The organism is Cyclobacterium plantarum (assembly GCF_011290685.1).
Taxonomy (GTDB): Bacteria; Bacteroidota; Bacteroidia; order Cytophagales; family Cyclobacteriaceae; genus Cyclobacterium; species Cyclobacterium plantarum.
The window spans coordinates 736043-758055 of sequence record NZ_JAANYN010000001.1 but is presented as its reverse complement, the minus strand read 5'-3'; the positions used below and the strand labels follow the sequence as shown (position 1 = coordinate 758055).

The 22013-nt window shown below is 43.7% G+C and carries 16 protein-coding genes and 1 tRNA gene; 10 read left to right on the top strand and 7 right to left on the bottom strand.

From position 1 onward, the window contains the following. Nucleotides 1–64: 64 nt before the first annotated feature. Entirely contained in the window at nucleotides 65–700 is a 636-nt protein-coding gene (locus G9Q97_RS03155) for a WbqC family protein (protein WP_166143032.1), read from the bottom strand. 63 nt (nucleotides 701–763) lie between these two features. Then, nucleotides 764–1393, bottom strand: coding sequence for an L-threonylcarbamoyladenylate synthase (locus G9Q97_RS03150; protein WP_166143030.1), 630 nt, complete (start codon nucleotides 1391–1393; stop codon nucleotides 764–766). Between the two features lie 213 nt (nucleotides 1394–1606). On the opposite strand from G9Q97_RS03150, the gene mltG reads away from it, so the two are divergent. The 8 genes from mltG to G9Q97_RS03110 all read left to right on the top strand — a co-directional run bounded on the left by mltG (nucleotide 1607) and on the right by G9Q97_RS03110 (nucleotide 12104). Next, a complete protein-coding gene (mltG, locus tag G9Q97_RS03145; protein WP_166143028.1) occupies nucleotides 1607–2653 on the top strand; it encodes an endolytic transglycosylase MltG in 1047 nt (348 codons plus the stop codon). Next, entirely contained in the window at nucleotides 2653–3081 is a 429-nt protein-coding gene (locus G9Q97_RS03140) for an acyl-CoA thioesterase (RefSeq protein ID WP_166143026.1), read from the top strand. The genes mltG and G9Q97_RS03140 overlap by 1 nt, the downstream gene beginning before the upstream one ends. Beyond that, nucleotides 3078–4028: a YihY/virulence factor BrkB family protein gene (locus tag G9Q97_RS03135; protein WP_166143024.1), complete on the top strand. Its 951-nt coding sequence runs from the start codon at nucleotides 3078–3080 to the stop codon at nucleotides 4026–4028. The genes G9Q97_RS03140 and G9Q97_RS03135 overlap by 4 nt, the downstream gene beginning before the upstream one ends. Before the next feature lie 168 nt (nucleotides 4029–4196). Next, a tRNA-Ser gene (locus G9Q97_RS03130) sits at nucleotides 4197–4281 on the top strand. A 998-nt stretch (nucleotides 4282–5279) separates the two neighbouring features. Next, a complete protein-coding gene (locus G9Q97_RS03125; RefSeq protein ID WP_166143022.1) occupies nucleotides 5280–6212 on the top strand; it encodes a heme-binding protein in 933 nt (310 codons plus the stop codon). 34 nt (nucleotides 6213–6246) lie between these two features. Continuing rightward, complete coding sequence (locus tag G9Q97_RS03120) at nucleotides 6247–8277, top strand: flavin monoamine oxidase family protein (protein WP_166143020.1); 2031 nt, start codon at nucleotides 6247–6249, stop codon at nucleotides 8275–8277. Between the two features lie 140 nt (nucleotides 8278–8417). Continuing rightward, on the top strand, nucleotides 8418–10202 hold the full coding sequence (locus tag G9Q97_RS03115) for an alpha-keto acid decarboxylase family protein (RefSeq protein ID WP_166143018.1): 1785 nt from the start codon (nucleotides 8418–8420) through the stop codon (nucleotides 10200–10202). A 453-nt stretch (nucleotides 10203–10655) separates the two neighbouring features. Then, nucleotides 10656–12104, top strand: a complete 1449-nt coding sequence (locus G9Q97_RS03110) for a zinc metalloprotease (protein ID WP_166143016.1) — start codon at nucleotides 10656–10658, stop codon at nucleotides 12102–12104. A 313-nt stretch (nucleotides 12105–12417) separates the two neighbouring features. Here the strand turns inward: G9Q97_RS03110 and G9Q97_RS03105 are convergent, their stop codons facing one another. The 3 genes from G9Q97_RS03105 to G9Q97_RS03095 all read right to left on the bottom strand — a co-directional run bounded on the left by G9Q97_RS03105 (nucleotide 12418) and on the right by G9Q97_RS03095 (nucleotide 14906). Continuing rightward, nucleotides 12418–13059, bottom strand: coding sequence for an HPP family protein (locus G9Q97_RS03105; RefSeq protein ID WP_166143014.1), 642 nt, complete (start codon nucleotides 13057–13059; stop codon nucleotides 12418–12420). A 169-nt stretch (nucleotides 13060–13228) separates the two neighbouring features. Then, nucleotides 13229–13681 carry a phage tail protein gene (locus G9Q97_RS03100; protein WP_166143012.1) on the bottom strand — a complete coding sequence of 151 codons (453 nt, stop codon included), beginning with the start codon at nucleotides 13679–13681 and terminating at the stop codon, nucleotides 13229–13231. A gap of 67 nt (nucleotides 13682–13748) precedes the next feature. Then, nucleotides 13749–14906, bottom strand: a complete 1158-nt coding sequence (locus G9Q97_RS03095; RefSeq protein WP_166143010.1) for a DUF4221 family protein — start codon at nucleotides 14904–14906, stop codon at nucleotides 13749–13751. A 643-nt stretch (nucleotides 14907–15549) separates the two neighbouring features. Between G9Q97_RS03095 and G9Q97_RS03090 the strand changes: the two genes are divergently transcribed. Together G9Q97_RS03090 and G9Q97_RS03085 are read left to right on the top strand one after the other, a co-directional pair. Continuing rightward, entirely contained in the window at nucleotides 15550–16683 is a 1134-nt protein-coding gene (locus tag G9Q97_RS03090; RefSeq protein ID WP_166143008.1) for a dienelactone hydrolase family protein, read from the top strand. A gap of 152 nt (nucleotides 16684–16835) precedes the next feature. Continuing rightward, entirely contained in the window at nucleotides 16836–17747 is a 912-nt protein-coding gene (locus G9Q97_RS03085) for an endonuclease/exonuclease/phosphatase family protein (RefSeq protein ID WP_166143006.1), read from the top strand. A gap of 18 nt (nucleotides 17748–17765) precedes the next feature. Here the strand turns inward: G9Q97_RS03085 and G9Q97_RS03080 are convergent, their stop codons facing one another. Both G9Q97_RS03080 and G9Q97_RS03075 read right to left on the bottom strand, forming a co-directional pair. After that, nucleotides 17766–18653: a dienelactone hydrolase family protein gene (locus G9Q97_RS03080; RefSeq protein ID WP_166143004.1), complete on the bottom strand. Its 888-nt coding sequence runs from the start codon at nucleotides 18651–18653 to the stop codon at nucleotides 17766–17768. A 146-nt stretch (nucleotides 18654–18799) separates the two neighbouring features. Further along, a complete protein-coding gene (locus tag G9Q97_RS03075; RefSeq protein ID WP_166143002.1) occupies nucleotides 18800–22012 on the bottom strand; it encodes a type I restriction endonuclease subunit R in 3213 nt (1070 codons plus the stop codon). Between the last annotated feature and the right edge of the window lies 1 nt (nucleotide 22013).

Here is a 22013-nt window from a genome sequence, read left to right as displayed (position 1 = left end):
TATTTCGAATATTTGATTAATGTTATCAAATTTGTTTTAAAAACACAATACTTTTACATATTGTTCAATTAGTTTTTTCTGATCGGTTTAAAATGGTTTCCGCCATTGGTCCTTCACAGAACAACAAATCCACGATGGACAAATTAGGAACAAAGTTTGCGCCAAATATTTGCTGATATTTATGAGGAATGTAAATTTTATCCCTGTCCATCAGCCTTTTAGGGTGAATTAGTCCCCTAATGTCCCTTTCAGGCGCAACGAAATCTTTTTTTTCAATCACCATCAGCCTGACATTCCAACGCAGAAATTTAAGACAAAGTGTCAGTAGTTCCCGATTCAAATCTATTAGAAAAGCATGCTTTTGTAAATATACATGCTCCAGGTCAGAATAAAAATACTCAAAAAAGGGTGCCTTACCATAAGCACTTTGAAGTCCTTTCAAATGGACATTCAGCCATTTTTGATTGTAATCGATTCTAACATCCTTGATTTCCTGTTTTTTTCTGATCCCAAAAACCGGAACACTTAATACTTCCGTTTTATTTGCCAGCAATACTTTCGCTTTATTTACATAAGATTGTCTTAAAATCGGCTCATCAGATGGAATGATTATTTCCTTACTGGCTTTTACCGCTATGAAATAGGATAAGGGCGGCAAATAGAGCGAATCAGAAACAACTACCGGAACGACTTTATTCATTTTCTTCCGTTTGCTGTAAGTTAGGCCTAAGAAACTATTCCGACAAAGGAAAAACGATTTTCCTCAAATAAATTCATTTATTTCACCCATTCCCTCTCTCAATACTTCTATTTGATCAGCTGTACAATCAACGACTGTGGATGCCACATTGTTTCCATAGCCCCCATCAATGACCAGGTCCACCAGATCTTTGAATTTCTCATAAATTAATTCCGGATCTGTACTATATTCTATTACATCGTCTTCATCCCTGATGGAAGTCGTCAGGATGGGCTGTCCCAGTTCCTTCACCAATGTGCGTGGAATACTGTGGTCGGGCACCCTGATTCCTATTGTTTTCTTTTTGTTATTCAGTATTTTAGGTACTTTATTGTTAGCATCCAAAATAAATGTAAATGGTCCGGGCAAGGCTTTCTTCATCATTTTGAAAACAGGAGTACTTAAAGCCCGGGTATATTCAGAAATATTACTCAGATCGTAACATATAAACGAAAAATTCTGCTTTTTGGGTTTAACTCCCTTGATCAAACATATTCTTTCTATGGCTTTTTGATTAAAAATATCGCAGCCCATTCCATAAATGGTGTCGGTGGGATAAATGATCACACCACCCTGTCTCAGGACATCGACTACCTGCTGTATCCTTCTCGGATCGGGGTTTTCAGGATAAATTTTAATAAATGCCGCTGCCATAATATGTTAAAAACGGAAAATCCTATTTATTGGGTTAACTAGTTTTAAATTAAATCAATTAATCGACAAAATAAAAGCCGACCCTCCTTTTTAAGTGGATTTTGTTTTTCCTAAAACCAAGTACCTGATTTAATAGTATATTTGTGGCACAATCAGGTTCCTTATACCAAATCAATGATTTGATAATCATAAGTCAGAAATTTAAAAAAAAATATGCTTAAGGATAAAAAAAAGAAATACTTATTGGTGGGATTGGTGGCGTTTTCCGTTTTATTAACCTCTTTGAGCTTTTATTTTTACCAGGCTTTTTTCTCTCCCAATACGATGGTGGACAGGGAAGAGCCCGAGGTGCTGGAGATTTATTCCGGCAGTTCCTTCAGTCAGGTACTTGATAGTTTAATTGCCAGGGACATCATCAACGAGGTGGTGACTTTCAGCTTTGTTGCCAAAATAATGAAATATCAGGAAGCTGTCAAACCTGGCCGTTATACCATTCAGCCAAAAATGTCCAACCGCGAATTGGTGACTTTGCTTCGCTCAGGACGACAAAGTCCGGTCAATATCACATTCAACAATATCAGGCTTCCTGAGGAGCTGGCAGAGAAAATCACTACCAATCTGGAAATGGACAAAGCTTCCTTTCTGGCCTTGCTGGAGGACAAGACATTCATTGAGAAATATGGCTTTGATACCACCAATGTCATGACCATGTTCATTCCCAATACCTATGAGGTGTATTGGAACCTGGACCCCATAGACTTATTTGACCGGATGTACAGGGAATACGAAAAATTCTGGACTGAAGAAAGAAAGGAAAAGGCCGAAAAGTTACAAATGAGCCCAACCGAAGTAGCCACGCTGGCCTCGATCGTCCAGGCAGAAACGAACAAATCTGATGAAAGGCCGCTGGTAGCTGGTGTATATATCAACCGACTGGAAAGAAACATTCCCCTACAAGCCGACCCCACCTTGCTGTTTGCCTTGGGCGATTTCAGTATCAGGCGTGTATTGAACGTACATAAGGAAGTAGAAAGCCCTTATAATACCTATAAATATGCCGGTCTCCCACCCGGACCGATCAATTTGCCGGAGATCAGATCCCTTGATGCTGTTCTAAATTACACGGACCACAATTACCTGTATTTCTGCGCCAAAGCGGATTTTTCAGGTTACCATGCCTTTGCCACCAATTTACGGGATCACATGATCAATGCCCGAAAATATCAAAATGCTTTAAACGCCTCGAAAATCTATAGATAATGTTTACACACGAACACCAACTCAGGGTAAGGTATGCAGAAACAGATCAAATGGGATATGTGTACTATGGCAACTATGCCGCCTACTACGAAGTTGCCAGGGTGGAGGCACTGCGCAATGTTGGGTTTTCTTACAAAGAAATGGAGGCTACCGGCGTCATGATGCCGGTACTGGAAAACCACAGCCGGTTTTTGCTGCCGGGAAAGTATGACGAGCTTTTGACCATCAGGGTTAGCATCAGGGAAATGCCCGGAGTGAGAATTCGTTTTCACTATGAAATATTTTCTGAGCAGGGAGTGCTTATTCATACCGGAGAAACCTTGCTTACCTTTTTGCGAACGGACAATCACAAACCCTGCCGGCCTCCGCAAAAGTTCATGGCTCTTATCCGGCCCTATTTTGAACCCTCTCCTAAGGCATCGATGTGAAAAAGCGGATAAATCATCTTAAACTCAGGTTGCACCAACAGGCTTTGCGCTTAAAGCCAATTCACTTTGGCAATCCGGATCAAAACCTCTATGATGTGGGGAAAATATTCCTGCACCACATTCAAAAAGATGATGTATTTGAAAGGGCCAGTGCGATGGCTTTTAATTTTACGGTAGCCATGTTTCCTTTGCTGCTTTTCCTACTAAACACCATACCCTTTATTCAATTTTTTATTCCTGAAGTAACCACGGCCAATATCCTGATATTTGTCAGGGATATTTTGCCAGATAACATTTACGATGAAGCTGCTCCCACAATAATGGATATTGTAAGTAAGCCCCGGCAAAGTTTGTTGTCTTTGGGTTTTTTTCTGGCACTTTACCTATCCACCAATGGAGTGATATCCATGATGAATGCTTTTAATGCGGTATATAGAACGCGGGAAAACCGTGGCTTTTTCCGCACCCGCATGGTGGCGGTCAGTATCGTTGTGGTTTTGGTCCTGAGTATTTGCGGGGCCGTACTGGTGATGTTGGTAGGAAGCAATCTTTTGTATCGCTTTTCGGAATTTGAATTTGTGAGCAATTCCATTTATTATTACTCGCTGGCTTCGTTCAGGTTTTTCGTTCTTTTGCTACTTTTTATAATAGCCACAGCATATATCTTCCGTTTTGCTCCAGCGGTTCATGACAAATGGAAGTTTTTTTCAACAGGTTCGGTTGTCGCTGGTGCATTGATTACCCTGGGATTTTTTCTGTTTACTTTTTACTTAAATAACTTCTCTACTTACAACAAGCTTTATGGTTCCATTGGAACCATGATTGCGGTAATGCTGTGGTTGTGGATTACCTCCATATTGGTATTGGTAGGTTTTGAGATCAACGTAAGTCTGGACAAGGCACGGGATAGAAAAATGCGAAAAAAGCAGGCGGTTCAAAACCAATAAATTAGGCATTTTTCATACATTTTACTGGCATTAGATTTGAATAATTTGGAAATAGGTCTACCTTTGCAAACCGAAACACATCAAATGAGTGTTTTGGGATTATTGAACGTCGGAAATCAGTAAGACTTGATCTGTTAACTGTAACGACAAAGAAAAAAAGAACCATTAAGAGGAGTGGCAGAGTGGTCGATTGCGGCGGTCTTGAAAACCGTTGTACCGCGAGGTACCGGGGGTTCGAATCCCTCCTCCTCTGCACAAAAATAGCCAAGCTGATTGCTTGGCTATTTTCATTTCGAGTCGCCGGGAGTCGCCTTGCAGCCTGGTAAATCGCTAAAATACTCCATTCGGGACGAATTTTTAACGCTCGGGCCCATGAATCGACACGATCCCAATCCACCCCAACCTAATCTGGTACTTGCCTGCCAGTAGGCAAGGTTTACGCTTCCGCTCGGGCTAGTCCCGCCTACCCGGCCCAAAACGCTTGCCTTGTCCTCCATCGTCTCGGATAAATTCACTGGATATACCGGAAGAAATGGACCCCAGAATAATGCGTTAGCAGGAAGGTTAAACTGTCTCTAAATGCGTTAAACCCCTACTATTCTGGCAAAAGAGAATTCCACACACTCGTATATCACCATTCCAGCTTAAGGCATAGCAGTGATTCCCGGAAAAATATGCCCTGTAGTCGTTGTATGTAAATGGCATTTGGCGAAATATTGAATGACCCGGTGTGCCTCAAGGAATGCTGCCGGAAACACACGAGAAGTCGAACGCTAACGACTGGGAAAGATAGGCCATGCATCAGGTGTTGGTAAGCGATCGGATTATGGGATTTGCTTTCAACGTGGTTTCCTAACGCAACGAACAAACATCTGAAAAAAGGCACCCCCTCCGTATAATCTATGCTTTTTTCCGTCGGAAATCATGCAAAATAAATATTATTGAGTACATTTAAAGAAGGTTGGGAAAAACCAGGAAAAAAGGACTCCACAAACGCCTCCCGCACCCTGGCTTGGTGCTTTTGGCAGGGTTCAATTATAATTCTTACGCAAATAGTCTGCGAAAGCTAATGGTTTATCCACTCATTGCGGCAAATGATATTTTCAAAAAGTAGAAAATAAAAAACATTATTAAATAGGCGGAATCCAAAACGCCAATTTTGAACCAGAGTAGGAAAATTAAATTTTATTCGAAGCTTGGGAAAACTAATTATGTACCCCCTATGCATCATTTACTTAAACGTACACTTTAATGCTAACCACAAAAAAATTCAAGGAAATGCTCGACCAAGGCAGAACGTTAAAGCATGCCCCGGAGGACGAAGACGCTCTCGGCCCTCTTAAACAATTGACAGGCGTTTGGACAAATGTCCCAAATCTACCCGGTCATGGTTGGAACATGATCGCGCTTCCCTTCATTAAGGATGGGTCTTCGCTTAACTACAGGCTGCTGCTTAATCAATACAATGAAAAACACCAGTTTGGTTTGGTGGATAAGGGAGTTCCAAATAGAGGCATAGACCTCAACGAACCTGAAAACACGGATCAGTTCGTAGCCACGCTGGATTACGATCAGTCTATCACCCAAATCGCGGCTATGGACTTTCCGGAAAGTGGGGAAGCAGGCCCCCCTAACCTACCCATACACCATGAGCCCGGCTTATTTTTACACATGACGAACCTGGCTACTACTGGTTACGACATCGCAAGACTTGGTGCTATCCCACATGGCAATTCAATGTTGGCTTTGGGAAAGGCACGAACGATTGATGGTGCCCCGACAATTCCTCAGGAAAGCGGATTACCGGTAGGTTTCAAAAAGCTCGATAACCCTTACCTGGCTCCGTATAAGCATTTTCATGAAAATCTTTTTAAGGGAGTTTTCGACCCTACCATTCCGAACGACTTGCTTAACAAAGCCAATCAGGGTGTCACTATTGTAAAAACCACCGAGCTGATGTTTGATTCCACTATTGACTCCGGTGGTATTTCCAGTATTCCTTTTATTAAAAAGCAGGCAGACGCCACCAAGTTGAATGCTACGTTTTGGATACAGGAATTAGCCGACAAGGATTCGAACGGCGATCCGGTTTTAAGGCTTCAGTATACCCAGAGGGTCATTCTCAACTTCTTTGGTATTGAATGGCCACATGTCAGCATCAATACCTTACAAAAGGTAGTATAATCACCAGTATTTTTATAAACCCAAATCATAAAAAATGGCACACTTTAAAGTTAAGCATCTAAAACATCCTGAAGGTCACCAGGTACCAAAAAAAGCCCCCGTGGTAATTGTAGGAGCCGGTATGGCGGGTCTATATACGGCATGGCGGTTAATCAACGAGAAAGGCTATTCACCTGACGAAATCGTAATTCTTGAAAAACTTAATCGTACCGGAGGTAGACTAGACTCTGACCTGATCAAGTTTGAGGGTGCCACTGTCAAAGAGGAGGAAGGCGGCATGCGCTTTACTTTTGACAGTATGGATAACCTGATGGCGCTGTTTATGACATTGCCAACAGCTGATGAGAGCGGTAAACCCAATCCGGGAGAGGAGCTTATCGCCAGACAGATCGTTCCTTTTCCCATGCAAAGTGGGGGGAACAATAAATTGTACTTCAGAGGGGTTCCCTTTAAACAAAACGAAGCGAATAGTCTCTGGCCACAACTATACAATCTTACCGAGCAGGAAATTGCCCTGAGCCCCTCAGAGATTATCAATATTGTTTATAATCAGATACTGGCTGCAAATCCCGATTTTACAGCCAAATACCCCAAAGCCGAAGATCGCAAGGGGCCGGACTATTGGCAAGATTTCCGCATCGGCTGCCAATGGGAGGGAGTGACCATGAAAGACTGGTCACTATGGAATCTTTTCGCTGAAATGGGCTATAGCAATGAAGCCATTAATATGGTGTATCAATCATCCGGATTCAATGGCACATTCCTCTCTCAAATGAATGGCGGAGTTGCCTACCAATTGCTGAAAGAATTTCCGGCCGATCCACAATTTCGCACCTTGAGTGAAGGCTTCAGCACATTACCCAATGCCCTGGCAGCGCAAATAGGCAAAAAATCCATATTCCTGAATACGACCGTTACCAGTCTGATCCAATCTGGAAAGGAGGGCTATGAGCTTAATTACACGATCACCAATAAACACTGTGAGGAGGAAAAAAGGGGTCAAATACATGGAGAAAAGGTGATCCTGGCGCTACCCAGGCTGGCATTGGAGACGCTATTCATCAGATCTGATGCTTTCAATGTGCTGAATAAAAGCAAGTCAGATAAATTGTGGAATACGCTTCAAACAGCCTCTAACCAACCTTTACTCAAGATCAATTTGTATTACCCAAAGGCCTGGTGGTGTAATGAGACGCTGGTTGGAAAAGGAGCTATCGACTTCGGTCCTAATTTTGCCGATTTGCCAGTTGGTTCTATTTATCCATTCTATGCGGTGAATGATGCCTTGGCTGCTGCCCTGGAATATCAGCAATACATGACCGAACACAATCAACCAATTCCGGAAGATATTCAGAAAAAAGTTGATGAAATCAATAACAGTAAATCTGAAAAACCGGCAGCTCTGACCATTTACTGCGATTATCTGAATATCAATTACTGGTTGGCATTACAAAAAAATGGACCACTTTTCACTTCGGATCTGCAGGAGAAAGAAAACGATAAAGAGAATCAGGTAGTTTTTGCCGCTTCGCAGAAGGTGGTGGAAAAGGCGACTGAGTATTTCAAGAAAGTATTCAATGTGACCTACATACCTCAGCCTATCTTGACCAGTGCCCGTATCTGGGCCGGAAGTACGGTTATAGATAAAGAAGCCAGCGAAAGATTTGGATACGGTGTTCACCAATGGGCTTTGCACGCAGAAGACGACAAAACTCAGGAAATACTCATTGAACCATTACCGAACTTATATACCTGCAATGAAGCCTATTCAGATTATCAGGGCTGGGTAGAAGGTTCGCTGCGTTCGGCCAACCTCATGCTGAATAAATGGGGATTGAATGCATACAGCGACGTATTCCAGGATAAAACAGGGAAGACACCAGAAGAAGCCGTAAGTAAGTTCTACAAAAAGAACAGCCTTGAGCAAATAAAAACGTATATCGATCCGAATTTTCAAGAGTTCGAAGAAATCGCTCCGTCAAAAGCTCGCGAAAATATTCGGCAAAAGCTCAAATCAGATGGCGTTTCACATGGCATTACATTGACGCATTACGACTTACCTTAAGCACCATGATACGGTCTCGGCAATAGGTCATTTACTGATTACCGGAACGCTCCTGCTGGCCGACCAGACATCTGGTCAGGAGCAATAGCGGGTCCCTGGGACCGTATCATTTTTTATCACTTTATAACCAAATCATCAACATGAAAACTGAAATGACAGTGGCGGGTTACCTAAAATCCCGCATGGAAGAGCTTGGAATAGCGTATATGTTTGGTGTGGCAGGAAATTATACCGCACCATTACTCGACACCATTCTTTCCGATAGCGATTCTCCAATCAAAATAATCAATAACTCCAATGAAATTACTGCAGGATTTGCTGCCGATGGCTACGCGCGTGTAAAAGGAAAGCCAAGTGCTCTATATGTTACCTATAGCGTAGGTCCGTTCACTGGACTCAATACGATTGCAGGCAGCTTCGTAGAAAAAGTACCAATCTTGATGATCAATGGAGCGCCTACGAATAAGGAAGACAGTAATGAGAAAAATGTGGGGCTTTTGTACTCACATACTACCGGCTACGAATTTATCGACATTCACATGTTCAGACCGATAACTGTGGCTGCGGAGCGCATCACCAACGCTGCCCAGGCACCTTTTCAAATAGACTCGGTACTAACGGCATTGCTTACGCACGGCCGACCCGTTTACCTGGAAGTGACGGAAGACGTGTGGCGTGCGCCGTGTAATGCACCGGAAGGATCATTGAGCTCAGGAAAAGGACGTGTCGTGACTGTAAGTGAAGTGAGCAACGCCATAGCAGCTGCAATGAAGTTGATCAGGTGCAGGCCAAAATCAATATTCTGGGCTGGAATTGAATTGCAACGCCTGGGCTTGCAAGAAGAATTCCTTGAACTTCTTCAGGTAACCAACGATCAACATGCCCAGCCTAATGAGCGGATTCACTTTGTCACCTCAGCCCTAGGCAAGTCATGTATCGCGGAAGATAATCCGTTTTTTGACGGCTGTGTTACCTTAACAAAGGATCAAATCAATGAATTAGTCGGCGATGACGGGGTGATCATCGGCATCGGTGCCTGGACCGTTGGCAAGGACACGGAAAACCAAAACATCAGGAGTGACAGAACCATTATGGCAGCCCACGATGGGGTGTTTGTAGGGTCAGAGTTTTTCCCAATGGTGGATTTAAAAACGTTTATCCTAGAGCTCACTGAGGCATTTAAAACTGCGCATAAACTGAATTTGAAGGGCATCCATCCGGCGCTAAAGCGGCTGGCCCTGGTTGAGACGAGCGATAAGGGCATGGGCTATACACCGTTTTTTAAAGAATTGGAGAGCTATATCAAAAAGGAAAAAGACACCGTACTTGTCGTAGATGCCGGATTTCCCCTGATCGGAGCACAAGGTGTAAAAATTCCTGAAAGAAACGGCTTTGTGGCCCAGGCTGCCTGGTTGGCGATCGGCTACTCCGTACCGGCGGCTACAGGAATAAAGTTTGCCGTACCTAACAAGCGCGTGATGGTAGCCGTGGGAGATGGTGCCTTTCATGAGACCTGCCAGGCTGTCGCAGAACACCATGCAAACGGTCACAATACCGTTGTGTTCGTATTGGTAAACGGGATTTATGGGATCGAACAATACCTGGTTAACCCTAACCCGTTTAGAAAGCCTCCGGTCGATTACTCCGACAAGTTATTGGATACCAATTATAAGTACAATGAAATTCCACGATGGAACTACAGTAAAATACCCGATGCGATGGGTGGTATTGGCAGAAAAGCAGGTACAGTAGACGAGCTACGGACTGTACTTGAGGAGATCAGGAAGACGCCCAATGAGAATTTTGTCGTAGAAGTCAGCATCCCCTCCAAAGATACTCCTGAGGTCTTATGGCCCCATCTGACTGGCGCAATCGGAGAAGACGAGACAGAAAACCCCAATTGGCCACCAGAATCTAAGTTTTAGTCTTTGATCTTTTGATAGTTGTAAGTCTTGGTCAAAAGTTTAACCGGATTTATTCAATTGGATTCGCAGTGAATTTGTAAATCGCAAATAATCAGGAAGTTTGACAGATGAGAAAACCGTATGAGCAGTCTATTTTGATCACACAATTTATCGCCTGTGATGAAACTCACAATCGGCAAAATCTATTAGAACCGGATAAGTAAATACCCAACTCTCTGATTAAAAGCAATTTACTACTAGATTTTCAAATAAAAATCTTTTTCCCTATTAAAAATATCATTAAATTAAGAAATTCTTTTTTTGGTTGAAACCATGAAATCTAGCACTGCCAAAACTTTACAAAGAACGAAGGCTATTTAGCACGCAAGATTTCACTTGCAGGAGGGTAGTTGGGCATGGCAACTAAAAAACGATTGCAAATGCATTAGATTTCAATTTGAAATTACGCAAATAATGACACGAAATACCTATCCGTTTATCAGGTTTTGGATTTGCGCCATGGCCTTCCTGCTCAACAGCAACTGCGACACCCCTCCGCCCGGTTGTCCCCACTGTTCTGATGATTTACAGCTCCCGTCCATCTTGCCGGAAGAAGTCCCTTTCCGCGTGCTACAGGTGAAATGGAATGCCCTGAATGGAGCCCCTTCCATTGATGATCCTTCGCTGCTTTGCGAGGAAACCTTTGGCGAGGTACTGCTAAACCGGCACCTGAGGGCAGGCCTTTGCAACTGGACACAGTGTAAGATCCTGTTGGGACCCGTTATCGGTTCGACCGCTCATTTCGGATTGTTCGACGATCCGGACCTCTCCGCTGGGGCAGCAGGGGACGTCGTGGTGAACAATACCGCACTAACGCCGGAACTTGAAGAACTGGCCATCCTATGCGACAACCACTGGAATATGCAGCCTACCGGGGTAACTGGTCTCGCTGTTCGGTCCTTTGTGAATGCCGATGGCACAGACAGCCCGATCAACGGTATCGCATTTGCCAATTCCGGAACCCGGCCTTTTTTCGCAATCGGCGACCTTGAATTTTTTCCTAACGCACTTGGAGACGTTCACAGAAATACGGAACGGGTGCTGGCCCACGAACTGGGACACGTTCTCGGACTCTGCCATGCAAATGGAGATAATGGGGTAGCTTGCAACAGCGGCTTTCTCGATTTTAACGATTTTGGCAACCTGATGTCCGGTGCCGGTAGTTCGGCCTCGAGTCGAACACTGGAAGTTGAGCAATGTGATATTGCCCGCACCCGATATGCGCATCTTTTCTTTCCGTTGGCCGATATGCAAAACCGCATTGTATCCCTGTTGGACGAAAGGGGGGAACGCTTTGCCGCAGCCGATAAATCCGTTGACCTGTACAAAACAATGGTGTTCAACCGGCTGTCCGAAGCGGGCGAGTTGATCTTTCTTATCGGAACGAATGGGCTGTTTACCGAGCGCAAAAACGACTATTGGGTGCTGCTGGACCTGGACAATAACGTGCAAACCGGACTGCATGGTGAGAGGATCGTTCCCGGCAGCGATCAGCAAGGCGTAGACCTGGCCCTACAGGTAGAAGTAGGCGATAGCGGCAAGCGCAGCAAATCCACACTGTATACCGCCGGATCAAGCGCATTTCGGCCGCAGTCACTGGCACCGGGGCTGTTGACCACAACGCTTGTCAGCAGCGATCTGTACACCTCTTCAGCTGAAGGCTGCCAACGCGTTCCGGTATTTCAGGAAATCGAGATCAACCTTTCCCGGGAAGCATTGATGAGATTTAGTGATACCCGGCAAGTTGATCTTTCATTTGCCAATGGCCTGAAGTTACAGACCATCTCGATCGGAACCGCATTAAACGGTGAAAAAGTGATGGATAAATCCCCCGAGCGGCCGCGGGCGATTTTCTTGCAATAGCTTTAATCCTTTGGAGATGCCAGGATGCCTGGCTCCTTTACCTGGGTTCCTTTGCCATTTTCAAAATGTGACCTGACAATTACTGTTTTAAGGTTTGAAAATTTATCATTCCATATATTCCGGGAGCTGCAGAGACACTAAAGCCAGGGGCCTGACAACAAAATTATAGAAGGCTTCTTGTTGGGAACCCATTTTTTTTTGAACGGGCATAGCAAATCCTTGGCGGGTAAATGGGTGCTCCTCTCTTTGCCTGAATCATGGTTCATAACCGGGGTTTGTTCTCCATAATGAAATAACGCTGATTACAAGAACTTCACTTTATCTTCTTTATGGGTAGGCTTACTGCTCTCCAAAAAAGAATTTTTTGGAGATAACCCAGTTTTCGAATATTAACATTTCTATAGGGATAAATTCTGTTCCTGGAAATATTGTTGAAAATTAATGCCACAATAAAAAGTATGACCACTCCGGACAATACCGGATAAATCACATAAAAAAAGCTCATTCCCTTAATTTCTGATGACCCTATATTTGCTATCAAGGCTATTGCTCCTCCCGGGGGATGTAATGTTTTGGTGTATTGCATGGCCAAAATAGATAGGGAAACTGCTAAAGCAGGGGACAACCAAAGGAAATCACTTGAATTAAATAACTTGTAAATGGACACCCCTATAATTGCAGAGATAAGGCTTCCAAAGATCATGTTTCTGGGCTGGGCCAGGGGACTATTGGTAGCTCCAAAAAGCAGTACAGAAGTTGCACCAAAGGCACCGATTAGAAATAGCAAATCCTGACTATCACCATTTTTGAACAAGATTTGTAATAGACCAATAACACTTAGCGCAAGCAAAGAGCCAAAAAAAGCCCATAGATTGTCTATCGGGTTATGGCTGGTTTCTTTGTAAATAATATAACGAGCTTTTCGTAATCTTTTTTTAATTTTTTTTGAAGACATATGTAGGATTAATTGGCATGCAAAATTAAAAAAATCAGAAGAAACTCCGCTCCTCATCTGAAATGAAGTCAGGATTGGGAGAGCAAACGGCGCTCATCAGCATTCAAATGATAGGCATTTTAAAAAAACTACAATGGATAAGTGGTAAAACACCAAATAAACCCGGTGTTTATTGATTGCTTACGGTAAGCCCCTCATGGTAAAATTCAATTGCCTCCACCGCTATTTCATCGGCATCTGATTTCAAATCAGAAGAAGTAATTTTGACAGGGAAAGCCTTGTCAAGGGTCCATGTCATCGTTGGAATACCATTCCCATCACAAAGTTTGATGATTAGGGTTTTGCGTTCAATGGTATTCATCTTGACCTTTTTGAACCAATCCCAAAATTGGTGGTCACTCTTAAAAATGCCCTTCTTTAAAGTCACACAGCCATACTTAATCATTCCTGGCATTTTGATATGGGAAAATACCGGATTATTGCCATGTCTGTATTCCATTCGTTGTGGTTCTGTATCCAAACCGCTTACCTCCTGAAAGGGAACGGCTGCTCCGGTTCCAAAGTCTACTTCAAAGAAAAACCTGGGTAAAGGCCATATGTTGTTTTCTGCTTCTTTCGCCATGGTTTTTTAAAATTACGGCATTTTTTTAATTGATTGATAACATGAAGGGTGGGGGCGTAAAAAACAGCTATGCATCCAGGTCCAACCGCACAAAAGCCAATTCGTCATTGACATTAAGATAAAGCCATACTTTTCCGTCTTTCATAAAAGGTTTTTGGGGTATGGGAGTCGAAAAAAGTTTACCAATACCATCTGCTACCTCTGCCTCTTTGGTCACTTCAAAAGAATCATTGAGAATACTGACAAACACTTTGTGGTCATTCATTTCTGGCAGGCCATTATCATTCATCTTTGGTTGCCCTATTATTGACATCCTAACATACTGGTTATTGGTTGAATCTCTCATCAAGGGTAGAAATGTGACTTCTTTCCCTATCTCTATTTTCCGAATGTTAAATTCCTCTCTTGAATTGACCTCTCTGGTATAGGTACCTGATTTTTCTGATGCCGTTAGTGTTGGTAGGCAGGCATAATACTTCAGGTTTTCCTCCACTAAATCATATACTGCTATGTTGCTAAACACCGGATTTGTGATTACGAGTTTATTTCCCAATCGAACAATTTCTGAATTTTGGGGAGAAACGGATGCACCTCTTCCTTGCTGGTACCTCACCGTAAAATCTATGGCCTTCTCAAATTCATTTAGTTTTACTTTTCTTAAAACATCTGTTTCCTCGTTTAAGATCGCAAAAAATATTTCTCCGGTATCATGATTCTCAACCAGGCCAAAAATTATATTATAATCACTAGTAGGGATAATTTTCGAGGTGAATTGTTCGCGTTTTACTAATTCATCCCCTTTAAAATTACGTCCTATTAAAAGATACTCTTTCAGTTTTTGCTTTTCAATGTTGAAAATACTTGTGGAAAAATGACTCGTCAAGATCAAATTATTGTTGACATCCGAACTTACCCCATACACATAATCTCCAAATGCATTGGGTCCATCCACGTCAAAATCCATCTTTTCTTCAAACTTCAACGTTTCCAGGTTTATTCTTTCCAGGTAAGGACTTGTCCCACCAGAATTAAAAAGGTGCTTTCCATCGTTGCTGAGACCCGAAAAATAAATTCCAGATTTGAGGTTAATAAAATCCTCTCCGGTATCAATCAGGACCGTATCAATGAATATATCTATTCCCTCCACCTGATCAGTTCTTGAAGATGGAGTACTACAGGCATTCAATACCCCGATTATCAATAATACAGTGAAATGGTTTTTCATGTTCCTAATCTTGAACTAAAAAAGCAAATAAACAAATTTAATCCTATAAAATCCCGATTCAACAGTTTGATATTCAGCCATTATTTCACATGCTGATTAGTAGACCTAAAGAGATTATTATAGAGGTATGGCTAAACTTTTAATGGCCTTTTAGAAGTTATTCAAGAGACCGATAAAACGAAGTAAAACGGGGGCAAACTTTTCCTATATGATCCCACGGGGCATATACTCCCTGCTCATTCGTTGATTGGGTTCAAGAGTATATGCTGACTACCTCCTGAACATAGTTGGCAACCCTTCCTACCGGCGCAATACAGACACCTTTGGCCGATCACAGGCATAGACACATCGTTTTTTTTACCGATTCATTCGATTAAAGCAAGTAATTGACTACATTAAACACATGAAATCGAGCATGACGCATGCGACATACGGAGGGATGCCCCGATAGCTATCGGAGTAATCATGTGAAGATTCCCTGTCTGCAGACAGGCAGGCATCTGATCACTTAGAAACAAATATATGAACTAGATGAATCCCGTATGGCACAAATGACCTGAGGAGGCATGATGTATAACCTGCGGGATGCTTCCCAAAATGAACCGGGCGGGGCACAAGTCCGCCATAATACAACGACAAGCAAATGAAAATAAAAAGGATTATTCCGGTGGTATGTTTACTCGCATTCGGGTTATTGGCGGGTAGGGGGAAATCTGTTGCCCAAAATGCTAATCTGATTGATCCGGAGGTCGAAACAGCCCGCACCGAAGCCTACGAAAGCCAACTGAAAAATTACCTGCAACATTTTCTGGTGGAGGAGTATGAAGCCCGGGCAGCCAAGCAGTGGAACCGGGATTACAGCAGTCCTGCGGCCCTCGAACGAAGCGTCAGCCCCAATCGCAGGCGATGGGAAGAAGTGCTGCGCCCTCCCATACTCTCCAAGACCGGACCGCTGGAAAGCAAACCGCATCCCCTGGGAGAAATACAGGCCGAATGGCTTACCCTTCCCCTGGGCCTGCTAACAGCAGAAGCAGTACTTGCCTTCCCCGAAGGCGCAGGAAAAGAGCAGCCGGTTCCGCTGATCATTGTGCAGCACGGCATCGGCAGCACACCGGAAACACCTTTTTCCACCGGGGCCTACCATGAGTACGCTAAGGGATTGCTCGATGCCGGATTTGCCGTACTCCTGCCGATGAACTTACGCTCCGTGGAAAGGCGCAATAATGTGGAGCGTTTCGCCCGCCTCGCAGGTACCAGTTTGCCGGGGATAGAGTTGGTTCGGGTCCAGCACCTGTTGGACGTTGTACTCGCGGATCCGCGGGTGGATGCGGACCGGGTCGGGATGTGGGGCGTTTCCCTGGGAGGAATGGCTACCATGTTCTGGATGCCCCTTGAACCCCGGATAAAAGCAGGTGTGGTATCGGCCTGGTTCAATCAACGAAGAAATAAGATGGCAGTGCCGGATGAGCGCTATTCGAGCTTTTCACCCCGGGAAGAGCATGCCTTTTTCAACGGCTGGCTGACGGAATTTTCCGATGACGACCTTGTTTCCCTGATAGCACCCCGGCCACTGATGATTCAACACGGAAAAAACGATAACATCGCCCATTGGCCACAGGTAGTCGAGGAGTACGAAGAAGCAGCGATTCACTACAAGCTCCTAAAAATACCCGAAAAGATAACTTTGGTCTTGCATGAAGGAGGTCATGAGGCGATAGTGGAGGAAGGGGTGCAGTTTCTGACCGACTGGCTGACAGTATCGGGCAAGGAAAAGTAAGGTACTGTACCGGTACCCGTACCCAAAAAATAATTAACGTAAAGCTGCTGGCAACGCAGGCGCTGCATAAAGCGCCTAATCGTGCAGGTCATGATTCAGTTTTACTTAGTACTAAAAAATTTTATTTCAAAAAAATTATTGATACCAATACCATGAATCGATTTTTTCTAACGCTTACCCTGTTTGCATTGCTTCAAGCCGAAGTAGCTGCCCAAAACCAATCCCTCAAAGTCATCAGCTACAATATCTGGAATGGATTTGACTGGGGTAAGGATACCCTAAGGCAAGCGGCCATGGTCCGATGGCTGCAGGAACAGGATGCCGATGTCATCGGCTTTCAGGAACTCAATGCCTTTAGCCCGGAGAAATTTGCCAACCTGGCCCGTCAATGGGGACACCCCTATACACTGCTATTGAAAGAAGAGGGCTATCCCATAGGCATCAGTTCGAAAACACCGCTGCAACTCAAAAGCCGCATGCTGGGAGGATTTTGGCACGGCATGCTGCATGCCAGAACACGCGACATAGACTTTCTGGTCGTCCACCTCAGTCCCCATGATTGGCAGTTCAGGCGATCGGAAGCCGAAATTATTTCCACTTATATCGAAAATGTGCTGATCAAAAACCGGCAGGAACGGTTTATGGTGCTGGGGGATTTTAATTCCCACTCCCCTTTTGATGCCGAATTTGACCGGGCCCATCCGGAAACCCTTAGACGAAACCAGGAAAGCGATAGCCTGCGCCATGCAGAGAAGGGCCAGGCTGCCTACCAAACCCTTCGCAGCGGGAGCTTTGATTACAGCGTGATGTCCAGGTTTCTGTCCCTTCCACTGATCGATGTGGTACAGGCCCATACAGCGGAAGACCGGAAGTCCTCCTTCCCTACTCCCTTAATCACACCGGAACTATCACCCGACCAACGTGCCGCCTACAAGCAACGCATCGATTATATCCTGGTAAGCCCCTGGTTTGAATTTCGCTGCAGCCAGGCAGCGGTGATCAACACCGGCACCCCGGACCGGCTATCCGATCACTACCCGGTAGTCGCTTCCTTTAACTGGTAGGAATGAACAGGTCTCTGATCAGGCCAGTTTCTCTTTAAAGAATGCGATGGTCCGTCCCCAGGCCAGCTTGGCAGCAGCTTCGTCGTAGCGGGGCGTGGAATGGTTGTGGAAGCCGTGGTTTACCTCCGGGTACATAAAGGCCTGGTATGCTTTGTCATGGGCCTTCAGCTCCTTCTCGTAATCCGGCCAGCCGGCATTTACCCGGGTGTCCAGTCCCGCAAAGTGCAGCATGAGCGGCGCCTTGATCTGGGGCACCTCTTCTGCCGTGGGCTGTCCGCCATAAAAGGGCACAGCCGCACCCAGGTCGGGAACCCTTACGGCCATCATATTGGATATCCAGCCGCCAAAGCAGAAGCCCACCACACCGGCTTTTCCGGTACAATGTTCGTGGTTTTTCAGGGTTTCATAACCGGCAATAAAATCCTGCAGCATGTCTTCCCGATCCCGTTTGGACTGCATGGTACGGCCTTCATCATCCGAACCCGGATATCCGCCAAAGGGGGTCAGCGCATCCGGCGCAAAGGCGATAAAGCCATCCAGGGCCGCCTGATGGGCCGTATCTTCAATATAGGGATTCAGCCCGCGGTTTTCGTGTACTACCAGTATGCCCGGCAGCGGTCCGCTTTGGTCTTTGGGACGGGTCAGCAAGCCCTTCATGGTACCTGCCCCTTTGGGCGAGTCGTAGGTAATGTATTCCGAGATCAGCCGGGGATCGTCTTGTGTATAGCGCCGGGCAGCGGCATAATTGGGCATCAGGTAGCCCATAATGGCCGATACGGTGAGCCCGCCTACGGCAAATTTGGACAGGCGCTGTACAAAATCCCGGCGCTCTATGCGGCTATGGGCATAATCATCATACAGGTCAAATACTTCCTGGTCCAGGTCTTTTTTGTTGATTGGTTTCATGGGTAAAAAGGATTAGTAGTAAATGTATAAGTTACTGGATTTTTTGGAAGAATTGGGAAAAAGATTTGAAACTTTCTTAAACTAGTAAACTCCGTTGTGATTTTTGTAAGATTTTTGGGAAAAATCCTTTCAGTCGATAATTATTTCTAAATTACCCTATTCTTCTTAAAATTCTCCGCTTGTTCGAAGATATCCTGATAAACTTCATCTCTTTCTACTGGCGGATAACCGTGTTCATCCAATAGAATTATCAGTCCTACTTTTAAAGCAGATTTTATATCTTCCCGTTTACTCCAATCAGGATATCTAGCTTGTGAATCCACTAATTCTTTAACCTTTTGGGCTAAAACAATAAGTTTTTCTTCGGGATATCTAAAGTCATACTTAATGCACAAATCTTTCAAAATATCATAAAAAGCTTTTTCTTCAAAGTCAATTCCTAACTCGTCTCCAGCTGAAAATTCGTTCTGAACTTCCCAAATCAAATTGGTCAAATGCTCAGCCATTTCTTCATAAACTTCGCTTCTTAAGACGTCATCCTCTTTTCGTTCATTGTAGCGTTCTACCAAGGTTTGCATTTTCTTTGAGAAGTCAACTCCTTTTACTTTGTTGACTTTCTTAATTTTTCCGATGGCTTTGGCCAAAAGTTGTTGAAGCAATTTGATCTTGGTGTGTGGTAATTTGATTTTGTCAATTTTCGCCAAATAATCTTCATCAAAAAGATCTTGTTCGCTTTGGTTTTCGTCTCCAAGTTTGAAAATCTCCTGAACACCGTCACTTTCCAATGCGTCTTTTATCATTTCACGCACTTTGGCGTTCATTTGAGCAGTGTCTGGTGCAACGCCAATAGTAAGTTTGAATACTATAGAGCGAACGGCTAAATAGAAGTGGGTATAATCTCTTTCTTCTTGAGTTAGGTGTTCACTTCCTGCACAAATATCATATGCCGCTTTCAAGCGTTTTACCAAACCCATAAATCGGGTTTCCAATTCTTTGGTCAACTGAACATATTCAGCTGCCGTATTCAAGGCATTCAACTGCTCTAAGGCTTCTCCTGCAAAATATTTGGAGCTATCAAACTTGTGAAAAATTTTGGCCAGTAGGTCCAAATGATTTCTAACTATGATCAACGATTCCTGAATATCCTCAAAATTTTCTCTTTCACCTTTGTTGTAATTAGCGAGAGCCATATTCATGGCTTTCTTTATGCCAATGTAATCAACTACTAAGCCTTTATTCTTCCCTTCAAACTTACGGTTTACTCTCGAAATGGTCTGAATCAGGTTGTGCTGTCTAATGGGTTTGTCAATGTAAATAGAATCCAGAAAGGGCACATCAAAACCTGTGAGCCACATATCTACCACAATGGCAATTTTAAAATTGGATTTTTCGTTTTTGAATTGCCTGTCCAATTCCTTTCGATATTCTTTTGTACCGATCAATTGGTACATTTTATCCGGGTCGTCTTTATTTCTGGTCATTATCATTTTGATGCGTTCCATTGGTTTGATTTCCCTCTTGTCCTTGTCGGTCAAAACTGCCCCCTCTTCAGCTACTCTTATTTCTGCCCATTCAGGTCTTAATGCAACCACATTTTTGTAAAACTCGTAGCCAATTTCTCTGTTACTACAAACGAACATTGCTTTGCCTTTTACAGTAGCCCCTTCATTTACCCTGTTTTCATAATGCTTTACAAAGTCCTCTGCCAGCTTCAGTAAACGGTCTGGGTCGCCTAAGATGGCATTCATTGTGGCCGTTGCTTTTTTGCTTTTTTCTATTTGGTATTCGTTGGCTCCTGCTTCGGCCGCTTCTTCGTAGTATTTTTCTATTTTCTCTAATTCGCTATTGTGTAGGGCGACTTTCGCCGCTCTACCTTCGTAAACAATACGCACCGTAATTTCATCTCTTACAGATTCTGTCATCGTGTAGGCATCCACCACTTTCCCAAACACATCCAAGGTGGCATCAATGGGCGTTCCTGTAAAGCCCACAAAGGTAGCATTGGGCAAAGAATCATGTAGGTATTTTGCAAAACCATAAGTTTTCTTAACGCCATCGGAAGTTACTTTTACTTTTTGGTCAAGATTGGTTTGGCTTCTGTGGGCTTCATCCGAAATACAAATCACATTGGTTCTTTCGGTAAGCAATTCGGTATCTTCTGTAAACTTGTGAATGGTGGTCAAAAAAACACCACCACTATTTCTGCCTTGCAGTTTGCTTCTTAAATCCGCCCTGGTTTCAACGCTTTCTATGGCATTGTCCCCAATAAATTGCTTGGCATTGGTAAATTGACCGGAAAGCTGGTCATCTAAATCGGTTCGATCGGTAATGAGTACAATGGTGGGACTTTCAAAATGCTTGCTCTTCATCAAAAGGCGAGAGAGATAAAGCATTGTGAAACTCTTTCCGCTTCCTGTTGCTCCAAAGTAAGTTCCGCCTTTTCCGTCTCCGTCTGGTTTCTCTGCTATTTTAATGTTCTCATATAAACTGCGAGCTGCATAATATTGCGGATAACGACAAACTATTTTCTCGTCTTTTTTGGATGAATCGGGAATGTAAATGAAGTTCTGAATAATATCCCGCAAGCGGTTTTTGTGCAACATTCCCTGAACCAACGTGAACATACTGTCTATGCCGTCCACGTCTTTTGCCAAACCTGCAATTCTTCGCCAAGCGTAGTAAAATTCATAAGGGGCAAAAAACGAACCTGCTTTGTTGTTTACGCCATCACTAATGATGCAAAAAGCATTGTACTTAAACAGTTCGGGAATGTCTCTTTTGTAGCGTGTGGTTAATTGAACATACGCATTGTGAATAGTCGTGTCTTCCTGAATGGCAGTTTTAAATTCAAAAACCACCACAGGTAGTCCATTGATATACAATATGCCGTCTGGAATTCGTCTTTCTGTGCCTACAATTTCTAACTGGTTGACGAACTTGTAAATATTGGTGTCTGGCGGATATTGTACTTGAGGTTCTGCCGCAATGATGTCTAAATTTTCACTTTTTCGCTGACGGTCTAAACCTGCATAATCAATGAGTGAAATATGAATATCTTTTTGGCTTCTGTCTTCTCGTTTAAGAATAAATCCATCTGCCCACCATTGCATTATTTTCTTGTTGCTTTCGTAAAGGTCAGCCGAAGAAAGCGTTTTGAGTTGCAGAATTATTGATTGTGCTTCGGTTTCGGTGAGATTAGTCTTTTCGTAGCGAATGAGCAAATAAGCTTTCAGGTCTTCTTCAATGAGAACTTCGTCTTCGCTAGAACGCAACAAACTACTTCCCACAAAGTGCGGATAGCCTTCATTTCCTAAAAGCTCTGTAAATGCTTGCTCTAATTTCGTCTCAGTGAACTTCATT